The 25,446-nt window shown below is 66.8% G+C and carries 24 protein-coding genes; 19 read left to right on the forward strand and 5 right to left on the reverse strand.

What is annotated here, in order from left to right; all coding sequences use genetic code 11:
• Window positions 1–6 precede the first annotated feature (6 nt).
• The 9 genes from rseP (at window position 7) to ACV22V_RS04790 (ending at window position 9,485) form a co-directional block, all read left to right on the forward strand.
• Entirely contained in the window at window positions 7–1,395 is a 1,389-nt protein-coding gene (rseP, locus tag ACV22V_RS04750; RefSeq protein WP_448013153.1) for an RIP metalloprotease RseP, read from the forward strand.
• 64 nt (window positions 1,396–1,459) lie between these two features.
• Window positions 1,460–3,766: an outer membrane protein assembly factor BamA gene (bamA, locus tag ACV22V_RS04755; RefSeq protein ID WP_059691997.1), complete on the forward strand. Its 2,307-nt coding sequence runs from the start codon at window positions 1,460–1,462 to the stop codon at window positions 3,764–3,766.
• A 64-nt stretch (window positions 3,767–3,830) separates the two neighbouring features.
• Complete coding sequence (locus ACV22V_RS04760; RefSeq protein ID WP_059529330.1) at window positions 3,831–4,328, forward strand: OmpH family outer membrane protein; 498 nt, start codon at window positions 3,831–3,833, stop codon at window positions 4,326–4,328.
• A 16-nt stretch (window positions 4,329–4,344) separates the two neighbouring features.
• Window positions 4,345–5,439, forward strand: coding sequence for a UDP-3-O-(3-hydroxymyristoyl)glucosamine N-acyltransferase (gene lpxD / locus ACV22V_RS04765; protein ID WP_059691996.1), 1,095 nt, complete (start codon window positions 4,345–4,347; stop codon window positions 5,437–5,439).
• 129 nt (window positions 5,440–5,568) lie between these two features.
• Entirely contained in the window at window positions 5,569–6,036 is a 468-nt protein-coding gene (gene fabZ, locus ACV22V_RS04770; RefSeq protein ID WP_006495559.1) for a 3-hydroxyacyl-ACP dehydratase FabZ, read from the forward strand.
• Window positions 6,037–6,103: 67 nt separating this feature from the next.
• The gene (lpxA, locus tag ACV22V_RS04775) at window positions 6,104–6,892 is read left to right on the forward strand and encodes an acyl-ACP--UDP-N-acetylglucosamine O-acyltransferase (protein WP_059529336.1); all 789 of its coding nucleotides are present in this window, start codon (window positions 6,104–6,106) and stop codon (window positions 6,890–6,892) included.
• A gap of 3 nt (window positions 6,893–6,895) precedes the next feature.
• Complete coding sequence (gene lpxB, locus ACV22V_RS04780; RefSeq protein ID WP_059529340.1) at window positions 6,896–8,065, forward strand: lipid-A-disaccharide synthase; 1,170 nt, start codon at window positions 6,896–6,898, stop codon at window positions 8,063–8,065.
• Window positions 8,062–8,706, forward strand: a complete 645-nt coding sequence (rnhB, locus tag ACV22V_RS04785; RefSeq protein WP_059691995.1) for a ribonuclease HII — start codon at window positions 8,062–8,064, stop codon at window positions 8,704–8,706. The genes lpxB and rnhB overlap by 4 nt, the downstream gene beginning before the upstream one ends.
• Window positions 8,703–9,485: a TrmH family RNA methyltransferase gene (locus tag ACV22V_RS04790; RefSeq protein ID WP_059529345.1), complete on the forward strand. Its 783-nt coding sequence runs from the start codon at window positions 8,703–8,705 to the stop codon at window positions 9,483–9,485. The genes rnhB and ACV22V_RS04790 overlap by 4 nt, the downstream gene beginning before the upstream one ends.
• A 119-nt stretch (window positions 9,486–9,604) precedes the next feature.
• Here ACV22V_RS04790 and ppsR read toward each other — a convergent pair whose 3' ends face one another.
• Window positions 9,605–10,420 carry a posphoenolpyruvate synthetase regulatory kinase/phosphorylase PpsR gene (ppsR, locus tag ACV22V_RS04795; RefSeq protein ID WP_059450011.1) on the reverse strand — a complete coding sequence of 272 codons (816 nt, stop codon included), beginning with the start codon at window positions 10,418–10,420 and terminating at the stop codon, window positions 9,605–9,607.
• A gap of 376 nt (window positions 10,421–10,796) precedes the next feature.
• Here ppsR and ppsA point away from each other — a divergent pair, with 376 nt between their 5' ends.
• From ppsA to ACV22V_RS04810, 3 genes are all read left to right on the forward strand, one after another.
• Window positions 10,797–13,196 carry a phosphoenolpyruvate synthase gene (gene ppsA, locus ACV22V_RS04800; protein ID WP_059529348.1) on the forward strand — a complete coding sequence of 800 codons (2,400 nt, stop codon included), beginning with the start codon at window positions 10,797–10,799 and terminating at the stop codon, window positions 13,194–13,196.
• A gap of 218 nt (window positions 13,197–13,414) precedes the next feature.
• Window positions 13,415–13,849: an NfeD family protein gene (locus ACV22V_RS04805; protein WP_059691994.1), complete on the forward strand. Its 435-nt coding sequence runs from the start codon at window positions 13,415–13,417 to the stop codon at window positions 13,847–13,849.
• A gap of 33 nt (window positions 13,850–13,882) precedes the next feature.
• Window positions 13,883–14,818 (forward strand): SPFH domain-containing protein, encoded by a 936-nt coding sequence (locus ACV22V_RS04810; protein WP_059529353.1) that lies wholly within the window; start codon window positions 13,883–13,885, stop codon window positions 14,816–14,818.
• 225 nt (window positions 14,819–15,043) lie between these two features.
• On the opposite strand, the gene smpB is transcribed toward ACV22V_RS04810, so the two are convergent.
• Complete coding sequence (smpB, locus tag ACV22V_RS04815; RefSeq protein ID WP_050012888.1) at window positions 15,044–15,490, reverse strand: SsrA-binding protein SmpB; 447 nt, start codon at window positions 15,488–15,490, stop codon at window positions 15,044–15,046.
• Window positions 15,491–15,588: 98 nt separating this feature from the next.
• Between smpB and ACV22V_RS04820 the strand changes: the two genes are divergently transcribed.
• Together ACV22V_RS04820 and ACV22V_RS04825 are read left to right on the forward strand one after the other, a co-directional pair.
• Window positions 15,589–16,026 carry a type II toxin-antitoxin system RatA family toxin gene (locus ACV22V_RS04820; RefSeq protein ID WP_059529356.1) on the forward strand — a complete coding sequence of 146 codons (438 nt, stop codon included), beginning with the start codon at window positions 15,589–15,591 and terminating at the stop codon, window positions 16,024–16,026.
• 4 nt (window positions 16,027–16,030) lie between these two features.
• Window positions 16,031–16,354 (forward strand): RnfH family protein, encoded by a 324-nt coding sequence (locus tag ACV22V_RS04825; RefSeq protein ID WP_059450006.1) that lies wholly within the window; start codon window positions 16,031–16,033, stop codon window positions 16,352–16,354.
• Window positions 16,355–16,418: 64 nt separating this feature from the next.
• Here the strand turns inward: ACV22V_RS04825 and ACV22V_RS04830 are convergent, their stop codons facing one another.
• From ACV22V_RS04830 to ACV22V_RS04840, 3 genes are all read right to left on the reverse strand, one after another.
• Complete coding sequence (locus tag ACV22V_RS04830; RefSeq protein WP_448013154.1) at window positions 16,419–17,402, reverse strand: DMT family transporter; 984 nt, start codon at window positions 17,400–17,402, stop codon at window positions 16,419–16,421.
• Window positions 17,403–17,583: 181 nt separating this feature from the next.
• Window positions 17,584–18,267: a Vgb family protein gene (locus tag ACV22V_RS04835; protein ID WP_059817724.1), complete on the reverse strand. Its 684-nt coding sequence runs from the start codon at window positions 18,265–18,267 to the stop codon at window positions 17,584–17,586.
• Between the two features lie 30 nt (window positions 18,268–18,297).
• Window positions 18,298–19,518 carry a helix-turn-helix domain-containing protein gene (locus tag ACV22V_RS04840; protein WP_448013155.1) on the reverse strand — a complete coding sequence of 407 codons (1,221 nt, stop codon included), beginning with the start codon at window positions 19,516–19,518 and terminating at the stop codon, window positions 18,298–18,300.
• A gap of 113 nt (window positions 19,519–19,631) precedes the next feature.
• On the opposite strand from ACV22V_RS04840, the gene ACV22V_RS04845 reads away from it, so the two are divergent.
• The 5 genes from ACV22V_RS04845 (at window position 19,632) to guaA (ending at window position 25,301) form a co-directional block, all read left to right on the forward strand.
• Window positions 19,632–20,396: a DUF899 domain-containing protein gene (locus ACV22V_RS04845; RefSeq protein WP_448013156.1), complete on the forward strand. Its 765-nt coding sequence runs from the start codon at window positions 19,632–19,634 to the stop codon at window positions 20,394–20,396.
• Between the two features lie 30 nt (window positions 20,397–20,426).
• Window positions 20,427–21,254 (forward strand): copper chaperone, encoded by an 828-nt coding sequence (locus tag ACV22V_RS04850; RefSeq protein ID WP_448013157.1) that lies wholly within the window; start codon window positions 20,427–20,429, stop codon window positions 21,252–21,254.
• A gap of 277 nt (window positions 21,255–21,531) precedes the next feature.
• Complete coding sequence (gene guaB, locus ACV22V_RS04855; RefSeq protein WP_059464274.1) at window positions 21,532–22,992, forward strand: IMP dehydrogenase; 1,461 nt, start codon at window positions 21,532–21,534, stop codon at window positions 22,990–22,992.
• A 6-nt stretch (window positions 22,993–22,998) separates the two neighbouring features.
• A complete protein-coding gene (locus ACV22V_RS04860) occupies window positions 22,999–23,574 on the forward strand; it encodes a hypothetical protein (RefSeq protein WP_448013158.1) in 576 nt (191 codons plus the stop codon).
• Window positions 23,575–23,681: 107 nt separating this feature from the next.
• Window positions 23,682–25,301, forward strand: coding sequence for a glutamine-hydrolyzing GMP synthase (guaA, locus tag ACV22V_RS04865; RefSeq protein WP_059529378.1), 1,620 nt, complete (start codon window positions 23,682–23,684; stop codon window positions 25,299–25,301).
• Window positions 25,302–25,446 lie beyond the last annotated feature (145 nt).

Consider the following 25,446-nt stretch of genomic DNA (forward strand, 5'->3'; position numbering starts at 1 on the left):
GTGCTCATGAACGTGCTGGTCGAACTGATCGCGTTTGCGGTGGCGATCGGGGTGCTGGTCGTCGTGCATGAGTACGGACATTATCGCGTCGCGCGCTGGTGCGGCGTGAAGGTGCTGCGTTTCTCGATCGGTTTCGGCCAGCCCGTCGCGCGCTGGGTCAGCCGCAGGACGGGCACCGAATGGACGCTCTCGGCGTTGCCGCTCGGCGGTTACGTGAAGATGCTCGACGAGCGCGAGCCGGGGGCGGGCGTCAAGCCCGAGGAACTCGATCAGGCGTTCAACCGGCAATCGGTGTTCAAGCGCATCGCAATCGTCGCCGCCGGCCCGATCGCGAACTTCCTGTTGGCAATCGTCCTGTTTTCCGTCGTATTCGCAACCGGCGTGACCGAGCCGGCCGCGGTGCTCGCGCCGCCGGCCGCCGGCACGGTGGCGGCCCACGCGGGCTTCGACGGCGGCGAGACGATCGTGTCGATCCGCGACGCGCGCGTAGGTGACGCGCAAGGTGGCGAGGCCGTGCCTGTGCGCTCGTGGTCGGACCTGCGCTGGAAGCTGCTGTCCGCCGCGTTCGATCATCGCGAGGTCGTGCTCGGCGCGCGCGACGGCGGCGCGTCGACGTTCGACTTCCGCGTCGACCTGCGCAATGTTCCCGAAAGCCAGCTCGACGACGATTTCATGATGCACCTGGGCTTCGAGACCGGCGGCGGCACGCTGTCGGTGGCGTCGGTGCAGCCCGGCAGCGCGGCCGAGCAGGCGGGCCTGAAGGCCGGCGACAAGCTGCTGGCGCTCGACGGCAATCCGATCGGCGGCGCGTCGCGCTTCATCGACGCGGTGAAGCACCATGCGGGCCAGGCGGTCGAACTGCGGGTCGAGCGTGGCGGCGCCACCCGGACGGTGTCGATCGTGCCGCAAGCGCAGCGCGACGATGAAACGGGGCAGCAGATCGGCCGCATCGGCGCGGCGCTGTCGATGCACACGCCGTCGGTCGACGTGCGCTATGGGCCGATCGAGAGTCTGCGGCTCGGCGCGCACCGCACGTGGGACATCGCGGTTTACTCGCTGAAGATGTTCGGACGGATGATCACGGGCGATGCGTCGCTGAAGAATCTGTCCGGCCCGGTGACGATCGCCGACTACGCCGGCAAGAGCGCGCGGCTCGGTCCGTCGGCCTTCCTGTCGTTCCTCGCCCTTGTCAGCATTAGCCTCGGGGTGCTGAACTTGCTGCCGATTCCCGTTTTGGACGGGGGGCATCTGTTATATTATCTGGTTGAAGCCGCGACCGGGAAAGCCGTCTCGGAGCGCTGGCAGCTGATTCTGCAAAGAGCCGGGTTGATCTGCATCGTCGCGTTGTCGGCGATCGCGCTGTTCAACGACCTGGCTCGGTTAATCCATTTCTGAAGCGTCAGGCGGCGGCCAGTCGGCCGCCGCCTGATTTGATGCAGCTAAATATTGGGGATGCACGTTGTTCAAACCTCATCGCTTTGTACCTAAGACAGTTGCAGCGGCCGCGCTCGCCGCGCACGGCCTCGCGGCGCATGCAGCGGCACCGTTCGTGGTGCAAGACATCAAGATCGAGGGGTTGCAGCGCGTCGAAGCGGGTTCGGTGTTCGCCTACCTGCCGATCAAGCAGGGCGATACCTTCACCGACGACAAGGCATCCGAAGCAATCCGCGCGCTGTACGCCACGGGTTTCTTCAACGACGTGCGCATTGCCACCCAGGGCAACGTCGTGATCGTGCAGGTGCAGGAGCGTCCGGCCATCGCGTCGATCGACTTCACCGGCACGAAGGAATTCGACAAGGACAACCTGACGAAGGCGCTGCGCGCGGTGGGTCTGGCCGACGGCCGCTACTACGACAAGGCGCTCGTCGACAAGGCGGAGCAGGAGCTCAAGCGTCAGTACCTGACGCGCGGCTTCTATGCGGCCGAGGTCAAGACGACGGTCACGCCGGTCGACGCGAACCGCGTGTCGATCCTGTTCGCGGTCGCCGAAGGCCCGAGCGCGAAGATCCGCCAGATCAACTTCATCGGCAACAAGGCGTTCAGCACGAGCGCGCTGCGCGACGAGATGCAGCTGTCGACGCCGAACTGGTTCTCCTGGTACACGAAGAACGACCTGTACTCGAAGGAAAAGCTCACGGGCGACCTCGAGGCCGTGCGCTCGTACTACCTGAACCGCGGCTACCTCGAGTTCAACATCGAGTCGACCCAGGTGTCGATCTCGCCCGACAAGAAGGACATGTACCTGACGGTCACGCTGCACGAAGGCGAGCCGTACACGGTGTCGGGCATCAAGCTGTCCGGCAACCTGCTCGACCGCGAAGCCGAACTGAACAAGCTGATCAAGATCAAGCCGGGCGATCGCTTCTCGGCCGAAAAGCTGCAGCAAACGACGAAGTCGATCGTCGACAAGCTCGGCGAATACGGCTATGCGTTCGCGACCGTCAACGCGCAGCCGGACATCGACCAGGCAAACCACAAGGTGAACCTGAATCTCGTCGTCGATCCGAGCCGCCGCGTGTACGTGCGCCGCATCAACGTGGTCGGCAACACGCGTACGCGTGACGAAGTCGTGCGCCGCGAAATGCGCCAGCTCGAAAGCTCGTGGTTCGATTCGAACCGCCTCGCGCTGTCGAAGGACCGCGTGAACCGTCTCGGCTACTTCACCAACGTCGACGTGACGACGGTGCCCGTCGAAGGCACGAACGACCAGGTCGACGTGAACGTGAAGGTCGATGAAAAGCCGACCGGCGCGATCACGCTGGGCGCGGGCTTCTCGTCGACGGATAAGGTGGTGCTGTCGGCCGGCGTGTCGCAGGACAACGTGTTCGGCTCGGGCACGAGCCTGTCGGTGAACGTCAACACCGCGAAGAGCTACCGCACGCTGACCGTCACGCAGGTCGACCCGTACTTCACGGTCGACGGCATCAAGCGGATCACGGATGTCTACTACCGCACGTACCAGCCGCTCTACTATTCGACGAGCTCGAGCTTCCGGATCATCAGCGCGGGCGGCAACCTGAAGTTCGGCATTCCGTTCTCGGAAGTCGACACGGTCTACTTCGGCGCGGGCTTCGAGCAGAACCGTCTCGACGTCGACTCGAACACGCCGCAGAGCTACCAGGATTACGTGAACGAGTTCGGCCGCGTGTCGAACACGGTGCCGCTGACGGTCGCGTGGTCGCGCGACGCGCGTGACAGCGCGCTGATCCCGAGCCGCGGCTACTTCACGCAGGCGAACGTCGAATACGGCGTGCCGGTCGGCAAGATCCAGTACTACAAGGCCGACCTGCAGGCGCAGTACTACTATTCGTTCTCGCGCGGCTTCATCCTGGGCCTGAACCTGCAAGGCGGCTACGGCAACGGTATCGGCAACCCGTACCCGATCTTCAAGAACTACTACGCGGGCGGTATCGGCTCCGTGCGTGGCTACGAGCCGAGCTCGCTGGGCCCGCGCGACACGAAGACGAACGACCCGATCGGCGGTTCGAAGATGTTGGTCGGCAACATCGAGCTGACGTTCCCGCTGCCGGGTACCGGCTACGACCGCACGCTGCGCGTGTTCACGTTCCTCGACGGCGGCAACGTGTGGGGCAACGCGCCGGGCGGCACGAGTACCGGCGCGAACGGCCTGCGTTACGGCTACGGTGTGGGTCTCGCGTGGATCTCGCCGATCGGCCCGCTGAAGCTGAGCCTCGGCTTCCCGCTGCAGAAGCATGAAGGCGACCAGTACCAGAAATTCCAGTTCCAGATCGGGACGGCGTTCTGATCGAACGCATGACAACAGCAACGAGAGGGTAATTTTGCTAACCGGTAAGTTTTCGAAACGAGTGATGTGTGCGCTGACCGTTGCGCTGGCCTTGGGCGCGGCGACGGCACATGCTCAGGACGTCGCCCGCATCGCGGCGGTCAATTCGGATCGGATCCTGCGCGAGTCCGCGCCCGCCAAGGCGGCGCAGACGAAGCTCGAAGCCGAGTTCGCGAAGCGCGACAAGGATCTGCAGGACCTCGCCGCGCGTCTGAAGTCGATGTCCGATTCGCTGGACAAGAACGGCCCGTCGCTGTCGGCGGCCGATCGCGCACAGAAGCAGCGCGATCTCGCGCAGCTCGATACTGACTTCCAGCGCAAGCAGCGCGAGTTTCGCGAGGACCTGAACCAGCGCCGCAACGAGGAACTCGCGGCGGTGCTGGAGCGTGCGAACAAGGTCATCAAGCAGATTGCCGAGCAGCAGAATTACGACCTGATCGTGCAGGAAGCCGTGTACGTCAGCCCGCGCATCGACATCACCGACAAGGTGCTCAAGGCGCTCGCGTCCGGCTCGACGAACTGAACGGAGCAGACGACGAATGGCATTGACGCTTGAGGCACTCGTAAAGCGGTTCGGCGGCGAGATCGTCGGCGACGCCCAGTGCAAGGTGGGCGGCCTCGCGCCGCTTGACCAGGCAGGCCCTCAGCAACTCGCGTTTCTCGCGAATCCGAAGTACCTGTCGCAGGTCGAGACGACCCGCGCCGGCGCGGTGCTGATCGCGCCGAAGGATCTCGAAAAGCTGGGCGCGGCCGCTGATGGCCGGACGGCCGGCTCCCGCAATTTCATCGTGACGCCGAATCCGTACGCGTACTTCGCACGCGTCGCGCAGATGTTCATCGATCTCGCCACGCCGCCGCGCGCGGCCGGCGTGCATCCGAGCGCGACGATCGATCCGGCCGCGCAGGTGGCCGCGAGCGCGGTGATCGGTCCGCACGTGACGATCGAGGCCGGCGCGGTGATCGAGGACGGCGTGCAGCTCGACGCGAACGTGTTCGTGGGGCGCGGCACGACGATCGGCGCGGGTTCGCACCTGTATCCGAACGCATCGGTGTACCACGGCTGCAAGATCGGCCCGCGCGCGATCATTCATTCGGGTGCCGTGATCGGTTCCGACGGGTTCGGCTTCGCGCCGGATTTCGTCGGCGACGGCGAGGCGCGCACCGGCAGCTGGGTCAAGATTCCGCAGGTCGGCGGCGTGTCGGTCGGCCCGGACGTCGAGATCGGCGCGAACACGACGATCGATCGCGGCGCGATGGCGGACACCGTCATCGAGGAATGCGTGAAGATCGACAACCAGGTGCAGATCGCCCACAACTGCCGGATCGGCGCCTACACGGTGATCGCCGGCAAGGCGGGCATCGCGGGCAGCACGACGATCGGCCGCCACTGCATGATCGGCGGCGCGGCCGGGATCGCCGGCCACGTGACGCTTGGCGACTATGTCATCATCACCGCGAATTCGGGCGTGTCGAAGTCGCTGCCGAAGGCAGGCATCTACACGAGCGCGTTCCCGGCCGTCGACCACGGCGAATGGAACAAGAGCGCCGCGCTCGTGCGCAACCTCGACAAGCTGCGCGACCGCATCAAGGCGCTCGAAACCGCGCTGGCCGCCCAGGGCGGCACGGACGCCTGACCGCACCATGCGAGACCACGAACCGGGCACGGCCAACGCATCCGGCCCGGTTTGCCAGACTGGGCCGCGCGGCGGCCCGCTTCAGCCTTTGCATCACCACCGCGCAGCTTCTGCGTGAGACGAACCATCATGAGCACTGAAAAAATCAATCTCGACATCCACAAGATCCTCACGCTGCTGCCGCATCGCTACCCGATTCTGCTCGTCGATCGCGTGCTCGAACTCGAGCCGCACAAGGGAATCAAAGCGCTGAAGAACGTGTCGATCAACGAGCCGTTCTTCCAGGGGCACTTCCCGAAGCGGCCGGTGATGCCGGGTGTGCTGATCCTCGAGGCGCTCGCTCAGGCGGCCGCGCTGCTGACGTTCGCGGAAGAGCAGCCGAAGGATCCGGAGAACACGCTGTACTACTTCGTCGGCATCGACGGCGCACGCTTCAAGCGTGTGGTCGAACCGGGCGACCAGCTGATTCTGAACGTGACGTTCGAACGCTACATCCGCGGCATCTGGAAGTTCAAGGCGGTGGCGGAAGTGGACGGCAAGGTGGCGGCGGAAGCCGAATTGATGTGCACGGTCAAGACGGCCGACGCGGCGCCCTGAGCGACGCGGCACGCATGGGTAACATAACGCGAGCAACGCGACACATCACATCGAGAGGCAACGGCGCATGACCAGGATTCATCCTACCGCGATCGTCGAACCGGGTGCGCAGATCGACGAGTCCGTCGAGATCGGGCCGTATGCGATCGTCGGGCCGCACGTCACGATCGGCGCGCGTACGACGATCGGTTCGCACAGCGTGATCGAAGGTCACACGACGCTCGGCGAGGACAACCGCATCGGCCATTACGCGTCGGTCGGCGGCCGTCCGCAGGACATGAAGTACAAGGACGAGCCGACGAAGCTCGTGATCGGCAACCGCAACACGATCCGCGAATTCACGACGATCCACACCGGCACCGTGCAGGACGTCGGCGTGACGACGCTCGGCGACGACAACTGGATCATGGCCTATGTGCACATCGGTCATGACTGCCGCGTCGGCAACAACGTGATCCTGTCGAGCAACGCGCAGATGGCCGGTCACGTCGAGATCGGCGACTTTGCGATCGTCGGCGGGATGTCGGGCGTGCACCAGTTCGTGCGCATCGGTGCGCACTCGATGCTGGGCGGCGCCTCGGCGCTCGTGCAGGACGTGCCGCCGTTCGTGATCGCGGCTGGCAACAAGGCGGAGCCGCACGGCATCAACGTCGAAGGCCTGCGCCGGCGCGGTTTCTCGCCCGACGCGATCTCGGCGCTGCGCAGCGCGTACCGCCTGCTGTACAAGAACGGGCTGTCGCTCGAGGAAGCGAAGGTGCAGTTGCGCGAATTGGCGGCCGCGGGCGGCGAAGGCGACGCAGCTGTTGGCGCGCTCGTCGCGTTCATCGACGCGTCCCAACGCGGCATCATCCGCTAAGCGATGTCGCTCCCGACCAATCAGCTCCGGCTCGCGATGGTGGCCGGCGAGCCGTCGGGCGATCTGCTCGCGGCGTCGCTGCTCGGCGGGCTTCAAGCGCGGCTGCCCGCGTCGACCCGCTACTACGGGATCGGCGGGCAGCGGATGCTCGCGCACGGCTTCGACTCGCACTGGCAGATGGACAAGCTGACGGTGCGCGGCTACGTCGAGGCGCTGGGCCAGATTCCCGAAATCCTTCGGATTCGCGGCGAACTGAAGCGCCAGCTGCTCGCGGAGCGGCCCGACGCATTCATCGGCGTCGACGCGCCCGACTTCAACTTCAACGTGGAGCAGGCCGCGCGCGACGCGGGCATCCCGTCGATCCACTTCGTGTGCCCGTCGATCTGGGCATGGCGCGGGGGGCGGATCAAGAAGATCGCGAAGTCCGTCGACCACATGCTGTGCCTGTTCCCGTTCGAACCGGCGATCCTCGACAAGGCGGGCGTCGCGTCGACGTATGTCGGCCACCCGCTGGCCGACGAGATTCCGCTCGAGCCCGACACGCACGGCGCGCGCATCGCGCTGGGTTTGCCCGCGGACGGCCCCGTGATCGCGGTGCTGCCGGGCAGCCGGCGCTCGGAGATCGGACTGATCGGCCCGACGTTCTTCGCGGCGATGGCGCTGATGCAGCAGCGCGAGCCCGGCGTGAGGTTCGTGATGCCGGCGGCGACGCCTGCACTGCGCGAGCTGCTGCAGCCGCTCGTCGACGCGCATCCGCAGCTTGCGCTGACGATCACCGACGGCCGCTCGCAGGTCGCGATGACGGCCGCCGACGCGATCCTCGTGAAGAGCGGCACCGTCACGCTGGAAGCCGCGCTGTTGAAGAAGCCGATGGTGATCTCGTACAAGGTGCCCTGGTTGACCGGGCAGATCATGCGCAGGCAGGGCTACCTGCCGTACGTCGGCTTGCCGAACATCCTGGCGGGGCGCTTCGTCGTGCCCGAGCTGCTGCAGCATTTCGCGACGCCCGAGGCGCTCGCCGATGCGACGCTCACGCAGCTGCGCGACGACGCGAACCGTCGCACGCTGACCGAAGTGTTTACCGAAATGCATCTCTCGCTGCGGCAGAACACGGCCGCGAAAGCGGCCGAAGCGGTCGTGCGTGTACTCGAGCAACGCAAGGGGCGCGCATGACGGCCGCCCGTGCACCACGCCGCCGCGCGTCGACCGACGTGCAGGGCGGCTTCGACTTCAGCCGGCCCGACGAGATCGTCTGCGGCGTCGACGAAGCGGGCCGCGGCCCGCTCGCGGGGCCGGTGGTCGCCGCCGCGGTGATCCTCGATCCCGCGCAGCCGATCGACGGGCTCGACGATTCGAAGGCGTTGTCCGCGAAGAAGCGCGATGCGCTGTACGAGCTGATCGTCGCGCGCTCGCGCGCGTATTGCGTCGCTTCGGCGAGCGTCGACGAGATCGATACGCTCAACATCCTGCACGCAACGATGCTCGCGATGAAGCGGGCCGTCGAAGGCCTGTCGGTGCTGCCGACGCTCGCACAGATCGACGGCAACCGCTGTCCGACGCTGACGGTGCGTGCCGAGGCGATCGTCAGCGGCGACGCGCTCGTGCCGAGCATTTCCGCCGCATCGATCCTCGCGAAGGTCACGCGCGACCGCATGCTCGTCGACTTGCACGAACGCTTCCCGGTATATGGCTTCAACGTGCATGCGGGCTACGGCACCGAGAAACATCTTGCCGCGCTGCGCGAGCATGGCCCGTGCGAAGCCCATCGGCGCTCGTTCGCGCCGGTGCGTGCGGCACTTGACCTGATTCGATGAAAAGCATTACTTCCCGCGACAACCCGCTGTACAAGCGCCTGAAGGCGCTCGCGGGTTCGACGTCCCAGCAGCGGCGGGGCGGCCAGGCGCTGCTCGAGGGTTTCCACCTCGCCAGCGCGTATCTCGATACGGGCGCGACACCCGAGCTGTGCGTCGCGACCGAAGGCGCGCTCGCGCACGACGAAGCGCAGGCGATCATCGCGCGCGTCGACGCGCAGCGGGTCGTCACGCTGCCCGACGCATTGTTCGGGCAACTGTCGAACGTGGTCAGCGGCGTCGGTTTCCTGTTGCTCGTCGACCGGCCCGCGCAGCCGCTGCCGGAGCGCGTCACGCACACGTCTGTCGTGCTCGACGGCGTGCAGGACGCCGGCAACGTCGGTTCGATCTTGCGCAGCGCGGCGGCCGCCGGCGTACGGCACGTATTCTGTGCGCCGGGCACCGCCTATGCGTGGTCGTCGAAGGTGCTGCGTTCGGCGATGGGCGCGCATTTTCTGCTGTCGATCCACGAGGACGTCGAGCCGGACGCGCTCGCCGCGCGTCTCGACGTGCCGGTCGCGCTGACCGATTCGCACGGCGCACGGGCAGTCTACGACTGCGACCTGGCCGGGCCCGTCGCATGGGTGTTCGGCAACGAGGGCGCCGGCGTGTCGGCGTTCTGGCGCGACGCGGCCACGCATCGCGTAACGATCCCGCAGCCGGGCGGCATGGAGTCGCTGAACGTCGCGGCGGCGGCGGCGGTGTGTCTGTTCGAGCAGGTGCGGCAGCAGCGGCGCGCGTGACTGACGACGTGACGCACGGCGTTGTCCGCGTGCGTATCCCGACCATGAAAAAAGGCCGCGTTCGACGCGGCCTTTCTGCTTCTGGCGGCGGCCTCGCGGCCGCGCCGGCGGGCAAGTCGTCAGTACGACTGCCGGTCGAGACGGATTTCCTGCAGGATCGTCGTCGCGATCTCCTCGATCGACTTGTGCGTCGACGACAGCCACTTGATCCCTTCGCGACGCATCATCGCCTCGGCCTCGTTGATCTCGTAGCGGCAGTTCTCCGGCGCCGCGTACTTGCTGCCCGGGCGGCGCTCGTTGCGAATCTCCGACAGGCGTTGCGGGTCGATCGACAGGCCGAACAGCTTGTCGCGATGCGGCGACAGCGCCGACGGCAGCTTGCCGCGCTCGAAGTCTTCCGGAATCAGCGGATAGTTGGCTGCCTTCACGCCGTACTGCATCGCGAGATACAGGCTCGTCGGTGTCTTGCCGCTGCGCGACACGCCGACCAGGATCACGTCGGCCTCCGACAGGTTGCGGTTCGACTGGCCGTCGTCGTGCGCGAGCGAGAAGTTGATCGCCTCGATCCGCGTCTTGTATTCCTCGGTGTCGGCGTTCTGGTGGCCGCGACCCATCGCGTGGCTCGACTTCAGCTCCAGTTCCTGCTCGAGCGGCTCGACGAAGCGCTGGAACATGTCCAGCACGAGCGCGTTCGAGCGCTTGACGATGTCGTTCGACTCGCTGTCGACGAGCGTCGTGAACACGATCGCGCGGCGACCGTCGTGCACCGCGGCTTCGTTGATCTTCTCGACGGTCGCAAAGGCCTTGTCGAGCGAGTCGACGAACGGCAAGCGCACGAGGCGGAATTTCTGGTCGAACTGGGAGAGGATCGAGTGCGCGAAGGTTTCGGCAGTGATCCCGGTGCCGTCGGAGACGATGAAAACGGTAGGCAGCATGAATCTGGGCGTCGAACGTGAAGGGCGGTTGCGCGGGCGGCTGGAGGTTCGCCTCCAGACGCAGTGACAAGGTCGCGCCACATCCGGCAGCCGGCACGGTAGAATAGCGGCAACCTGTTGGATAAGCAATTGCGGGGGCAGGGTGCGAACGGCACCCCGGGCTTGCCGCGATCGATCTAAAACTCCCGGCAAGTTCGGCGATTCGTCTGAATATATCGCCCTTCTGCCGGGATTTTTGCAAATCGGGTCGGAAGATTTTCCGCCGCTGCGATTGTTTCTCCAACAGGTTGCGCAAGACGCGCCGCGCCTTTTTGCAAGCGCCCGCGTCCGAGCCCACTTGCGCAATCGAGCATTTTTTTCACACTTAGGGGCTTGTATGACTAACGCAGCAAACGTCGCAAAGGACCAGGCGTATGTAATCCCGTTCGAGCAGTTGCGGATGACCGATGTGGAGATCGTGGGCGGCAAGAATGCGTCGCTCGGCGAGATGATCAGCCAGCTTTCCGAAGCAGGCGTTCGCGTACCCACCGGTTTCGCCACGACCGCGCTCGCATTCCGTGATTTCCTCAAGCACAACGATCTGACCGATCGCATCGCCAAGCGTCTCGAGTCGCTCGACATCGACGACGTGAAGGCGCTCGCCGAAGCCGGTGCCGAAATCCGCAAGTGGATCGTCGATGCGCCGCTGCAGGCACGTCTCGAGCAGGAAATCCGCGCACAGTTCGAAATCCTGAAGAACGGCTCGCCGGGCGAGCTGTCGTTCGCCGTGCGTTCGTCCGCGACCGCGGAAGACCTGCCCGACGCGTCGTTCGCCGGCCAGCAGGAGTCGTACCTGAACGTCGTCGGCATCGACGACGTGCTCGATCGCATGAAGCACGTGTTCGCGTCGCTGTACAACGACCGCGCGATCTCGTACCGCGTGCACAAGGGCTTCACGCACGCCGAAGTCGCGCTGTCGGCCGGCGTGCAGCGCATGGTCCGCTCGGACGTCGGCGCGGCCGGCGTGATGTTCACGATCGACACCGAATCGGGCTTCAAGGACGCCGTGTTCATCACGTCGAGCTATGGCCTGGGCGAAACCGTCGTGCAGGGCGCCGTGAACCCGGACGAGTTCTACGTGTTCAAGACGACGCTCGCGCAGGACAAGTACCCGATCATCCGCCGCTCGATCGGCTCGAAGCTGATCAAGATGGAATTCACGCAGCCGGGCGAGCCGGGCCGCGTGAAGACGGTCGACGTGCCGCACGAGCAGCGCAACCGCTACTCGATCACCGACGAAGACGTGATCGAGCTGGCGAAGTACGCGGTCATCATCGAGAAGCACTACCAGCGTCCGATGGACATCGAGTGGGGCAAGGACGGCCGCGACGGCAAGATCTTCATCCTGCAGGCGCGTCCGGAAACGGTGAAGAGCCAGGCGACCGGCAAGGCCGAGCAGCGCTTCAAGCTGAAGGGCCAGTCGCAGGTGCTGGCGACGGGTCGTGCGATCGGCCAGAAGATCGGCGCGGGCCCCGTGCGCGTGATCCAGGATCCGTCGGAAATGGAACGCGTGCAGCCGGGCGACGTGCTGGTGGCGGACATGACCGACCCGAACTGGGAGCCGGTGATGAAGCGTGCGGCGGCGATCGTCACGAACCGTGGCGGCCGGACCTGCCACGCGGCGATCATCGCGCGTGAGCTCGGCGTGCCGGCAGTCGTCGGCTGCGGCGACGCGACCGACATCCTGAAGGACGGCGCGCTCGTCACGGTGTCGTGCGCGGAAGGCGACGAAGGCAAGATCTACGACGGGCTGCTCGAGACGGAAGTCACGGAAGTGCAGCGCGGCGAGCTGCCGGAAATCCCGGTCAAGATCATGATGAACGTCGGCAACCCGCAGCTCGCGTTCGACTTCTCGCAACTGCCGAACGGTGGTGTTGGCCTCGCGCGTCTCGAGTTCATCATCAACAACAACATCGGCGTGCACCCGAAGGCGATCCTCGAGTACCCGAACATCGACCAGGATCTGAAGAAGGCGGTCGAGAGCGTCGCGCGCGGCCACGCGTCGCCGCGCCAGTTCTACGTCGACAAGCTGACGGAAGGCGTCGCGACGATCGCCGCGGCGTTCTATCCGAAGCCCGTGATCGTGCGTCTGTCCGACTTCAAGTCGAACGAGTACAAGAAGCTGATCGGCGGTTCGCGCTACGAGCCGGACGAGGAAAACCCGATGCTGGGCTTCCGCGGCGCGTCGCGCTACATCGCCGAAGATTTCGCGCAGGCGTTCGAGATGGAGTGCCGTGCACTGAAGCGCGTGCGCGACGAGATGGGCCTGACCAACGTCGAGATCATGGTGCCGTTCGTGCGGACCGTGAAGCAGGCGGAGCGCGTCGTCGGCCTGCTCGAGAAGTTCGGCCTGAAGCGTGGCGAGAACGGCCTGCGCCTCGTGATGATGTGTGAAGTTCCGACCAACGCGATCCTTGCCGAAGAGTTCCTCGAGCACTTCGACGGTTTCTCGATCGGTTCGAACGACCTCACGCAGCTCACGCTCGGCCTCGACCGCGACTCGGGCATGGAACTGCTGGCCGTCGACTTCGACGAACGCGACCCGGCCGTCAAGTTCCTGCTCAAGCGGGCGATCGATACCTGCCGCAAGATGGGCAAGTACGTCGGCATCTGCGGTCAGGGCCCGTCCGATCATCCGGACTTCGCGCAATGGCTGACCGACGAAGGCATCGTGTCGATCTCGCTGAACCCGGACACGATCATCGATACGTGGCAGGCGCTCGCCAACCGGAAGTAACGGTCGGTAATGGCCGTTCGGCGCAAGTGCGGTACCGCCGCGCTTGCGTTGAAGGCAAAATGCAAGGTTCGTGTTATAAACACCCCGGTAAGCACCGGGGTGTTTTTGTTTGTCGGTATGTAACGGGGTGACCCGGCCGACCCGGGCGTGCCGGTCGCGTCCGCTTGCGGCGGCGAAGAATATAGTGAGCGTACGGGACCGTTTTTCTGGAGACCACAATGATGTCGGGGCATCTGTTCTGGTGGGTCGCGGTGGGTGTGCTGGTCGTGGCCGAGTTGCTCACGGGCACGTTCTACCTGCTGATGATTGCGCTCGGTTTTCTCGCGGGCGGATTGCTGCAACTGGCCGGTTTCGCGCCGCACGTGCAGTTTGGCGTGGCCGCCGTGGTCGCGATCATCGCGATGATCGTGCTGCGCCGCTCGGGGCTCGGGCGCAAGCAGAAGCGCGACACGTCGACGAATCCCGACGTCAATCTCGATATCGGCTCGACCGTCACGGTCGACGCGTGGCATGACGGCCACGCGCGCGTGCAATATCGCGGCGCCGACTGGGACGTCGAACTCGCGCACGGCGAGCGCGACGATGTGCGCGTGTATCAGGTGCGCGCCGTGCGCGGCAACTGTCTCGTGGTCGTAGCGAAACCCGCGGGCTGATCGTCCGCTGATACAACAAGGAGAGAACATTTCATGGATTCGCTGATCATCTGGGTCGTCCTGCTCGTCATCGCCATCGTGATCGTGTCGAAGACGGTGAAGATCGTGCCGCAGCAGCATGCGTGGGTGCTCGAACGCTTCGGGCGCTATCACGCGACGCTGTCGCCCGGTCTCAATATCGTGCTGCCGTTCGTCGACCGGATCGCCTACCGGCACGTGCTGAAGGAAATTCCGCTCGACGTGCCGAGCCAGGTCTGCATCACGCGCGACAACACGCAACTGCAGGTCGACGGCGTGCTGTACTTCCAGGTGACCGATCCGATGAAGGCGTCGTACGGATCGAGCAACTTCGTGCTCGCGATCACGCAGCTCGCGCAGACGACGCTACGGTCGGTGGTCGGCAAGCTCGAGCTCGACAAGACCTTCGAGGAACGCGACTTCATCAACCACAACATCGTGTCGGCGCTCGACCAGGCTGCCGCGAACTGGGGTGTGAAAGTGCTGCGTTACGAGATCAAGGACCTGACGCCGCCGAAGGAAATCCTGCACGCGATGCAGGCACAGATCACCGCCGAGCGGGAAAAGCGCGCGCTGATCGCCGCATCCGAAGGCCGCAAGCAGGAGCAGATCAACCTCGCGTCGGGTGCGCGCGAGGCGGCGATCCAGAAGTCGGAAGGCGAGCGGCAGGCCGCGATCAACCAGGCGCAGGGCGAGGCGGCCGCGATTCTCGCGGTGGCAGAGGCGAACGCGCAGGCCATCCAGAAGATCGCGAACGCGATCCAGTCGCAGGGCGGGATGGATGCCGTGAACCTGAAGGTCGCCGAGCAGTACGTCGGTGCCTTCTCGAACCTCGCGAAACAGGGCAATACGCTGATCGTGCCGGCGAACCTGTCGGATCTCGGCACCGCGATCGCGTCGGCGCTGACGATCGTCAAGAACGCGACGCCCGCCGCGGTCGGAAAGGGTTGAGCGCACGCGCGGCTCGGTGAGCCGTCCGGCCGTGGCGTGCGGCCGGCGTGCGGCGAATCGTCGCGCCATGGAATTGCGATGCTGCTCGCATGACGATAAGCAGCGCGGGGGTTCATCAGGAACCGTGAGCGGCTGCTCGATCGTCGCATCGACGCATCGCGGCTCACAAAAGCACACGGCCCGCTTCGAGCGGGCCGTGTTGTTTGCGATGCGGAACGTTGCGCGTCAGGTGCCGGCGCGCATGATGCGGGCCTTTTCGCGCTCCCAGTCGCGTTTCTTCTCGGTTTCGCGCTTGTCGTGCAGCTTCTTGCCCTTCGCGAGCGCGATGTCGCATTTCACGCGACCGCCCTTGTAGTGGAAGTTCAGCGGCACGAGCGTGTAGCCGCGCTGCTCGACCTTGCCGATCAGTTTCTTGATTTCGTCGCGATGCAGCAGCAGCTTGCGCGTGCGGACCGGATCGGGCTTGATGTGCGTCGAGGCTTCGGGCAGTGGGCTGATGTGGGTGCCGATCAGGAAGATCTCGGCGTTCTTGACCACGACGTAGCCTTCCTTGATCTGGCCGCGCCCGGCGCGCAGCGCCTTGACTTCCCAGCCCTCGAGCACGAGCCCCGCCTCGTAGCGTTCCTCGATGTGATAATCGAAGTGCGCTTTCCTGTTGTCGATGATGCTCATGAAAGGATCGGGCCAACTCGTTTAAAATCACGATTTTAGCAAAGCGGGGCGGGAATCGCCCGGCTTGCGTTCTTACCTCGAGCGATGCCGCGCGATTTATGGCAGATGTCCAGAAAACCGTATTGATCCGTCATTCGGCGGAACAGATGTTCGACCTCGTCACCGACGTGGCCGATTACCCCAATTTCCTGCCCTGGTGCGGCGGCGTCGAGATTCGCCGTCAGGACGACAGCGGGATGGAAGCGCGCATCGACATCAACTTCAAGGGCATCAAGCAGCATTTCGCGACGCGCAACACGCAGCAGCGCCCGACACGGATCGACATGGAGTTCGCGGACGGCCCGTTCCGGAAGTTCACGGGTTCGTGGCGCTTCATCCCGCTGCGCTCCGATGCATGCAAGATCGAATTTGCGCTGCACTACGAATTCTCGAGCATCCTGCTCGAAAAGATCATCGGGCCGGTGTTCAGCCATATCGCGAACACGTTCGTCGATTCGTTCGTCAAGCGCGCTGACCAGCGCTACGGGAAGGGGTGACGCGATGCTGTCGATCGAAGTCTGTTACGCGCTGCCGGATCGCCAGACGCTGATTCCGGTGTCGCTGCCCGAAGGCGCGACCGTGCGCGCGGCCATCGACGCGAGCGGCGTGCTCGCGCTGCACCCGGAAATCGACCTCGCGCATGCAAAAACCGGCGTGTTCGGCAAGCTCGCACCGCTCGACGCGCCGCTTGCCGATCATGATCGTGTCGAGATCTACCGCCCGTTGATCGTCGATCCGAAGCTCGCGCGCCAGCGGCGCGTGGACAAGACCCGCCGCGAGGGCTCCATCGAGGGCCGCAAGTGGATGCACAAGGACGCGCGCTGACGCGTCGCGCCAGCATCGCTCCATTTCCTTTTGTCCCGATTCGTCAGACCAGGCTCGCACGCGCTCAGTGGGCCGTGATGTTCGCGTTCGCGGCTGCACGGCCGGGCGTGTCGCCGCTCGCATGCGTGTCGCCGTGCCGGCGCACCGACCCGTACACGCCCGCCAGCAGCAGCGCGAGCGCCGCGATCTCGAGCACGCGCGGCATCCGGTGGTCGTAGACGAATGCGTAGAGCATCGCGAACACGGTCTCGAACACGATCAGCTGGCCGGACAGCGTGAGCGGCAGCCGCTTCGATGCAGCGTTCCACAGTCCGTTGCCGAGCCACGACGCGCCGATCGCGAGCGCGAGGTTCAGCAGCCAGAACAGTTGCCAGCGCGATGCCGGGACGGCCGCCTGGACCGTGCCGGCCGGCAGCGCGAGGATCGCGAGCCAGCAGAGGCCGCCGATCAGGCCCGTCACTACACCCCACAGCACCGACCATTCGTTGCCGCCGAAATGATGGTGGCGCTGCAGGTAGCGCGTGTTCGCGACCGCGTACCAGGTCCAGCTCGCGAGCGCGCCGGTTGCGCACGCGACGCCGGCGAGCTTCTGGCCGAGCGTCGTCGCATGCGCGGCTTCCGATGTGAACAGGTCGACGTTGATGCAGACGATGCCGGCGATCACCAGCGCGAGCGGGGCGACGAGGCGCCGCAGCGGCATCGCGCCTTGGTCGCCGAGGCCGGCGAGCGTGACGGTCACGGGCAGCACGCCGACGATCAGCGAGCTGGGCGCGATGCCGATCAGGTGCACGGCGCCGGACAGCAGCATGTAGTACGCGACGTTGCCGATCAGCGCGAGCTTCGCGAGCGCGACGAGATCCTCGCGCGTCAGCCGCACGAGCAGCGAACGGGCAGCCGGCAGTGCCGCCGCCAGCGACACGAGGCCGTACATCGCGTAGCGGCCCGCGCTCAGCAGCAGCGGCGAGAAGTCGGTCATCAGCCGCGGCACGAGAAAGACCATCCCCCACAACGCGCCCGCAAGGACGCCATACACCACACCGCGCTGCATCGACTGCTCCGAACGAATGACTGACGAGCGCGCATCTTAACGATGGCGGCGCGACAGCGTCTTGTTCATTCCTGCACTCCAGAGCGGACGCGGTTCGGAATCGGCCGGGAGCGCCATCGCGATTCGTGCTGGCGTTGACCGGGGATGGCGGCGGGCCGGGCGGCCCGTCGATGATCGGCGATCAGCGCTCGACCGGCTCGGATGCCGCCGCACTGTCGCCCTCCGCGCGTGCTCGCGCAGGGCGCCGCACGGCGCGCAGCTTGCCGCTGTTGCCGCCGCCGCAATAGAAGAGGTCGCGACCGTCGGATTCCAGCCCCGACACGCCGACACCGGGCGGCATGTCGACCTGTTCGAGCACCTGGCCGGTGCGCGGGTCGATCCGCCGCAGCGCGCTCTCGTCCGCTTCCCAGGTGCCGTGCCACAGCTCGCCGTCGACCCACGTCACGCCGGTGACGAAGCGGTTCGACTCGATCGTGCGCAGCACGGCGCCCGATTGCGGATCCACCTGATGAATCTTGCGCTCGCGATACTGGCCGACCCACAGCGTACCTTCGGCCCACGCGAGCCCCGAATCCGCGCCGCCGCCGGGCGCGGGGATCGTCGCGAGCACGCGGCCCGAATCGGGATCGATCTTCTCGATGCGGTCCTCGACGATCTGGAACAGATGACGCCCGTCGAACGCGGTGCCTGCGTGCGCGGCGACGTCGAGTGCGCGCACGGTCGTGCCGCGTTCCGGGTCGAGCGCGTTCAGCTTGTCGCCGGACGCGAACCAGACGCGCTGTCCGTCGAACGTGACGCCGTGCACGCCGTCGACGCCCGGAAACGGGCCGTATTCGCGGAGGATGTCTGCGGTGGAGCGTTTCATGTCTGTCACCTCGTCGTTGGTGTGCCCATCCTAGTCGCCCGGCAGCGGTGCGGGGAGTAACAAGGTCGTCGCGAATCCGGGTAGCGGCGGCGTCATCCAGCGGCGCGCGCGACCGCGGCCGAGCGCCTGCACCTTGTCCGCTTCGGCGAGCGCATCGAGCGCGCGCTGCACGGTGCGCTGGCTAGCGCCAAGCGCGAGCGCCAGCGCGGAGCTCGACCATGCCTCGCCGTCCGCGAGCAGCGCGAGCACGGCCGCATGGCGATCGTCGACCGGACGCGCGAGCACGACGGTCTCGCGTGGGCCGAGCGGCTCGAGCGCGAAGCCGCGCGGCGTCGCGGTGACGTTCGCGAGCGGGCGCAGCATCGCGCGCAAGCGGCCGATCTCGACGCGCAGGCGTGCGCGATGCGATTCGTCCGCGTGTCTCGCGCGAAACGCCGCGGCGACGAGCGCATTTCGCGACACGTCGCCGGGCCACGCCTCGCCCAGCGCGCGGGCGAGCACGAACAGCACCGGGCGGCGCGCGAGCGACACGGTCGTGCGTGCGTCGCGCACGGCGTGGCGACATGCATCGACGACCAGCGCATTCGATTCCAGCAGCGCCTCGACCTCGTCGAGCAGCACGAGCCGCGACGCACCGCGCGCGATGAGCCGCGCGGCCGGCGTATCCAGCATGCGTGCGGCCGTCTCGATTTCGGCCGTCAGCGCGGCGATGTCGGCGTCCCGTGCGGCCGCGCGGGCACGGGCGAGTGCCGTGCGCGCGAAGTGCGGGCGGATGCGGCGCATCGCGATGCCGGCCGCGATCAGTTCGTGGGCCGCGCGCGATGCGGCCGGCAGTGGTGCGGGATCGAGGTTCGCGAGCTGCCGTTCGGCTTCGTCGACGTGCCCGATCAGCAGCAGCCGGCGCACGCCGAGATAGCGCGCATGCGCGGCGTTCGCGCGGTCGCCGTGTGCGTCGAGCGTCGCGCAGGCGGCTTCGAGGGCGCGCGACGGCCAGCCGAGGTCGCGGGACGCCAGCGCGATTTCGGCTTCCGCGACGACGCAGCGCGCCCGCGCGAGCGCTTCCTTCGCGCCGAACGCGCGTGCCGCGCCGCGCACGAGCGCCCGCGCGCGCTCGAAATCGCCGAGCTGCGCCATCGCGATGCCGCGCAACGCGAGCGCCGGCGCGTCGTCGCGCAGTGCGACGCGGTTCAGCGCGCCGAGCGGGTCGCCCGCCGCGAGCGCCCGCGCGGCGGCCGTGATCAGCGAATCCATCCGAATCCCGACACAGTTGTCACTCCCTCCGGTCCGATGCCCGGCCCTAATCTAGCACCACGCACACGGCGGAGGCGCCGTGCCCGGATATCCATCGAAAGGAGGAACCTGCAATGACGAACCATCTCACCGGAACGCGCGCCGAATGGCTGACTGCGCGCCGCGCGCTGCTCGATGCGGAAAAGGCGTTGACGCGGCAAAGCGACGACCTCGCGCGGCGGCGCCAGGCGCTGCCGTGGGTGCGCGTCGACAAGGCCTACCGGTTCGACACCGAGGACGGCCCGGCGACGCTCGACGACCTGTTCGGCGGCCGTTCGCAACTGCTCGTCTATCACTTCATGTTCGGCCCCGACTACAAGGCCGGCTGCCCGTCGTGCTCGGCGCTCGCCGACGGTTTCGACGGTTTTGCGGTCCACCTCGCGAACCACGACGTGACGCTCGCGGCGGTGTCGCGCGCGCCGCTCGCGAAGCTGCTCGCGTACCGGCAGCGGATGGGCTGGCACTTTCCGTGGGCGTCGTCCGACGGCGGCGAGTTCAATTTCGACTTCAACGTGTCGTTCACCGAAACGCAGCAACGCACCGGCGACGTCGAATACAACTATGCGCGGGCCGGTCACGCGATGGACATGGACCCGCCGCCGGCGGCCGTCGCCCAGTTCGCGGCGACCTGCGGCACCGACGCCGCCACGTATGCGCGCGACCGGCCCGGGATGAGTGCGTTCGTGCGCGGGGATGGCGTCGTCTATCACACGTATTCGACGTACGCACGCGGGCTCGACGGGCTGTGGGGGATGTATCAGTGGCTCGATCGTGCGCCGCTCGGGCGCAACGAGACGGGCGTGTGGTGGCGCCGCCATGACGAGTACGCGCGCGGCTGAGCGCGGGCCGGCGAGCGGCGGGAGCGGGCAATGAGCGTCACGACGAAACCGGCTGCGACCGGCGCGCCGGGCGGTGGCCGACGGGCATTCGGCGCCGCGCTCGTCGCGGTATTTGGCGCCGGCGTCTGGGCGACGCTCGCGCAGCACGCATCGATGGACGCGATGGGCGGCATGCCGATGGCGGGCGGCTGGACGTTGTCGGCTGGATGGCTCCGGCCGTGCGGATGGCAGGCAGGGCGCGCGTTCGCCGCGTTCGCAGGCATGTGGGGCGCGATGACGGTGACGATGATGCTGCCGGTGCTGGCGCCGGTGCTCTGGCGATACCGGCGGAGCCTTGGCCCGTCGGGCGAGGCGCGCGTGGCGTGGTTGGTCGCGGTCGCGGGCGCCGGGTATTTCTGCGCATGGATGGCGCTCGGCGCGCTGGTGTTTCCAGGCGGCACCGCGCTGGCGGCGGTCGCCGCGCGGTTGCCCGCGCTCGCCGCCGCGATGCCGTTCGCGTCCGGCACGGTCGTGCTCGGCGCGGGCGTGCTGCAGTTGTCCGGCTGGAAGGCGCGCCGGCTCGCTTGCTGCCGGCATGCACCGGACGACGCATGTGGGCGGCGGGCCGAAGCCGCGGCCGCGGTTGCTTGGTGGTACGGCGTGCGAACCGCGCTACGTTGCGGCGCCTGCTGCGGGAACCTGATGGCCGTTGCTCTGGCAGCCGGCATGATGGATCTACGCGTGATGGCCGTCGTGACCGGGGCGATCGCCGCCGAGCGGCTGGCGCCGGGCGGCGAGCGCGTTGCCCGGATCGTCGGCGGCGGCGCGATCGGTGTCGGCGCGGCGATGATCGCGCGCGCCGCGGCCGGGCTGGTCTAGTGCCGCCCCGGGGCCGCATGGACGTGCCGAGCGGGGCTGGCCGAGGCCCCGCCGGCAGGGCCGCCGTCGCGCGGCCACGACATGCGATCGGCCCGATTCCGGCCGGTTGCGCGAATGGGTCGATGCGGGGGTGAAACGAAAGGCGATCGAAAACGAACCGAACGGCGATCCGAACGATTCGGCCCCCGAACGCTTGAAAACGCCTAACCCGTTGTTCGTGTTGTGAAAATTCGCAGCGCTTCGCGTATAATTCGCTTTTGCGCCCATAGGATTTGCCATGCGTCTGATCCAAAAAGCACTCACTTTCGATGATGTGCTCCTCGTTCCCGCCTTCTCCGACGTTCTCCCGCGCGACACCAGCCTGAAGACCAAGCTGACCCGCAACATCTCCCTGAACATGCCGCTCGTGTCCGCCGCGATGGACACGGTCACCGAAGGTCGCCTCGCGATCGCGATGGCGCAGCAGGGTGGTGTGGGCATCGTCCACAAGAACCTCACGCCGGCCGAGCAGGCCCGCGAGGTCGCGAAGGTCAAGCGTTTCGAATCGGGCGTCGTGCGCGACCCGATCACGGTTCCGCCGCAGATGAAGGTACGCGACGTGATCGCGCTGTCGCGTCAGCATGGCATCTCGGGCTTCCCGGTCGTGGAAGGCCCGCAACTCGTCGGCATCGTCACGAACCGCGACCTGCGTTTCGAATCGCGCCTCGACGAACCGGTCAAGTCGATCATGACGCCGCGCGAGCGCCTCGTCACGGTCAAGGAAGGCACGCCGCTCGCCGAAGCGAAGGCGCTGATGCACAGCCACCGCCTCGAGCGCGTGCTGGTCGTCAACGACGCGTTCGAACTGCGCGGCCTGATGACCGTCAAGGACATCACCAAGCAGACCGAACACCCGGATGCGTGCAAGGACGAACACGGCAAGCTGCGCGCAGGCGCGGCGGTCGGCGTCGGCCCGGACAACGAAGAGCGCGTCGAGCTGCTGGTGCAGGCCGGCGTCGACGTGATCGTCGTCGATACCGCGCACGGCCACAGCAAGGGCGTGCTCGAGCGCGTGCGCTGGGTCAAGCAGAACTTCCCGCACGTCGAGGTGATCGGCGGCAACATCGCGACGGCAGCCGCCGCGAAGGCGCTCGTCGAATACGGCGCGGACGCGGTCAAGGTCGGCATCGGCCCGGGCTCGATCTGCACGACGCGGATCGTCGCGGGCGTCGGCGTGCCGCAGATCAGCGCGATCGCGAACGTCGCGGAAGCGCTGAAGGGCACCGGCGTGCCGTGCATCGCCGACGGCGGCGTGCGTTTCTCGGGCGACGTGTCGAAGGCCCTCGCGGCCGGCGCGAACGCGGTGATGATGGGCAGCATGTTCGCGGGCACCGAAGAGGCGCCGGGCGACGTCTTCCTGTATCAGGGCCGCCAGTACAAGTCGTACCGCGGCATGGGTTCGGTCGGCGCGATGAAGGACGGCGCGGCGGACCGCTACTTCCAGGACAACTCGGCGAATATCGACAAGCTCGTGCCGGAAGGCATCGAAGGCCGCGTCGCATACAAGGGTTCGGTCAACGCGATCCTGTTCCAGCTGGTCGGCGGCGTGCGCGCGAGCATGGGCTACTGCGGCTGCCGCACGATCGACGAGCTGCACGACAAGGCCGAATTCGTCCAGATCACCGCGGCGGGCATGCGCGAGTCGCACGTGCATGACGTGCAGATCACGAAGGAAGCACCGAACTACCACGTGGACTGATCGCCGATGAAACCGTTGCTGCGAGCCGTGCTGATCGTCGATGCCGTGCTGCTGCTGGCGTTCGGCGTGCTGTTCGTGCTGACGCCCTGGCAGGCGCTGTTCAACGCGCTGCAGCTGGCGAACATCCAGCCGGCGATGCTCGGCCAGGCGTTCGGCATCGCGCTGCTCGGCCTCGCGTGGCTCGCGTTCCATGCGGCGGTCAACGGCGATCTCACGGCGCCCGTCGCGCGTGCGGTCGGCCATGTGAACTGGCTGATCGGCGTGCTGGCGGTGGTGTGGTCGTTCGGCACCGGCAACGGTCCCGCGCTCGCGGCCGCCGGCCGCGTGCTGTCGACGATGGCCGGTGTCGCGCTGATCGTGCTCGGCGTCGGCGGCGTACGCCTCGCCTCGGCCGTGCGGCGGCGCGAGAAGGCGCAGGCGCTCGAGCAGCGTCCGGCCGCACCGGCGCCGGCCTCCGCCCCGCAGCAACGGGTCGAACCGGTCGTCGGCCGTCCGGCGGCGCCGTCGGCAGCCACGCCGGCCGAATCCGACCGATTGTCAGGCAGCGTCGCGTTCGACGCACGCCCGCCGTCGCAGGATTGACCGGCGATGCGTCGCGCGAGCCGCCTGCCGCCCGACGCCGTTGTCCATGCTATTGACGCAGCGCTTCATGCGCTGCTTTTCTTATTCTCTTCATCCTGTCCGCAGCCATGCACGACAAAATCCTGATTCTCGACTTCGGTTCGCAAGTCACCCAACTGATCGCGCGCCGCGTGCGCGAAGCGCACGTCTACTGCGAAATCCATCCGAACGACGTGTCCGACGACTTCGTCCGCGAGTTCGCGCCGAAGGCGGTGATCCTGTCGGGCAGCCATGCGAGCACGTACGAAGACCACCAGCTGCGTGCGCCGCAGGCCGTGTGGGATCTCGGCGTGCCGGTGCTCGGCATCTGCTACGGCATGCAGACGATGGCCGTGCAGCTCGGCGGCAAGGTCGAGTGGAGCGACCATCGCGAATTCGGTTACGCGGAAATGCGCGCGCACGGGCATACGCGCCTGTTCGACGGCATCGAGGATTTCAAGACGGCCGAAGGCCACGGTATGCTGAAGGTCTGGATGAGCCACGGCGACAAGGTTGCCGAGCTGCCGCCGGGCTTCGCGCTGATGGCGTCGACGCCGAGCTGCCCGATCGCCGGCATGGCCGACGAGGCGCGCGGCTACTACGCGGTGCAGTTCCACCCGGAAGTCACGCACACGGTGAAGGGCCGCCAGATCATCGAACGCTTCGTGCTGCAGATCGCCGGCGCGAAGCCCGACTGGATCATGAAGAACCACATCGAGGAAGCCGTTGCGAAGATCCGCGAGCAGGTCGGTGACGAGGAAGTGATTCTCGGCCTGTCGGGCGGGGTGGATTCGAGCGTCGCGGCGGCGCTGATCCATCGCGCGATCGGCGACCAGCTCACCTGCGTGTTCGTCGACCACGGCCTGCTGCGCCTGAACGAAGGCAAGATGGTGCTCGACATGTTCGAGGGCCGCCTGCATGCGAAGGTCGTGCACGTCGACGCGTCCGAGCAGTTCCTCGGCCATCTGGCCGGCGTGACCGATCCGGAAGCGAAGCGCAAGATCATCGGCCGCGAGTTCGTCGAAGTGTTCCAGGCGGAAGCGAAGAAGCTGTCGAAGGCGAAGTGGCTCGCACAGGGCACGATCTATCCGGACGTGGTCGAGTCGGGCGGCACGAAGACGAAGAAGGCGACGACGATCAAGAGCCACCACAACGTCGGCGGCCTGCCGGAAACGCTCGGTCTGAAGCTGCTCGAGCCGCTGCGCGACCTGTTCAAGGACGAAGTGCGCGAACTGGGCGTCGCGCTCGGCCTGCCGCCGGAGATGGTGTACCGCCATCCGTTCCCGGGCCCGGGCCTCGGCGTGCGGATTCTCGGCGAAGTGAAGCGCGAATACGCGGACCTGCTGCGTCGCGCGGATGCGATCTTCATCGAGGAACTGCGCGGCACGACCGCCACCGCGCAGGACGCGGCAGCGGGCCTGTGCGGCGAGGCCGACGTCGGCAAGACCTGGTACGACCTGACGAGCCAGGCGTTCGCGGTGTTCCTGCCGGTGAAGTCGGTCGGCGTGATGGGCGATGGCCGCACGTACGACTACGTGACGTCGCTGCGCGCGGTGCAGACCACCGACTTCATGACCGCGCACTGGGCGCACCTGCCGTACGCGCTGCTCGGCCGCGCGTCGAACCGGATCATCAACGAGGTGCGCGGGATCAACCGCGTGGTGTACGACATCTCGGGCAAGCCGCCGGCGACGATCGAGTGGGAGTGATCCGGCGCCGGGGCGTGCCTCGGTAGCGGACCACGGCATCTGACGATGCGAACGCCCGGCAGGGATGACCTGCCGGGCGTTGTCGTTTGTGCGATCGGCGAGTGACGGGCGCACGGAAGCGGTGTAAGTCGCTGCCTGATACGCG

It is taken from the genome of Burkholderia sp. AW33-5 (assembly GCF_053427615.1).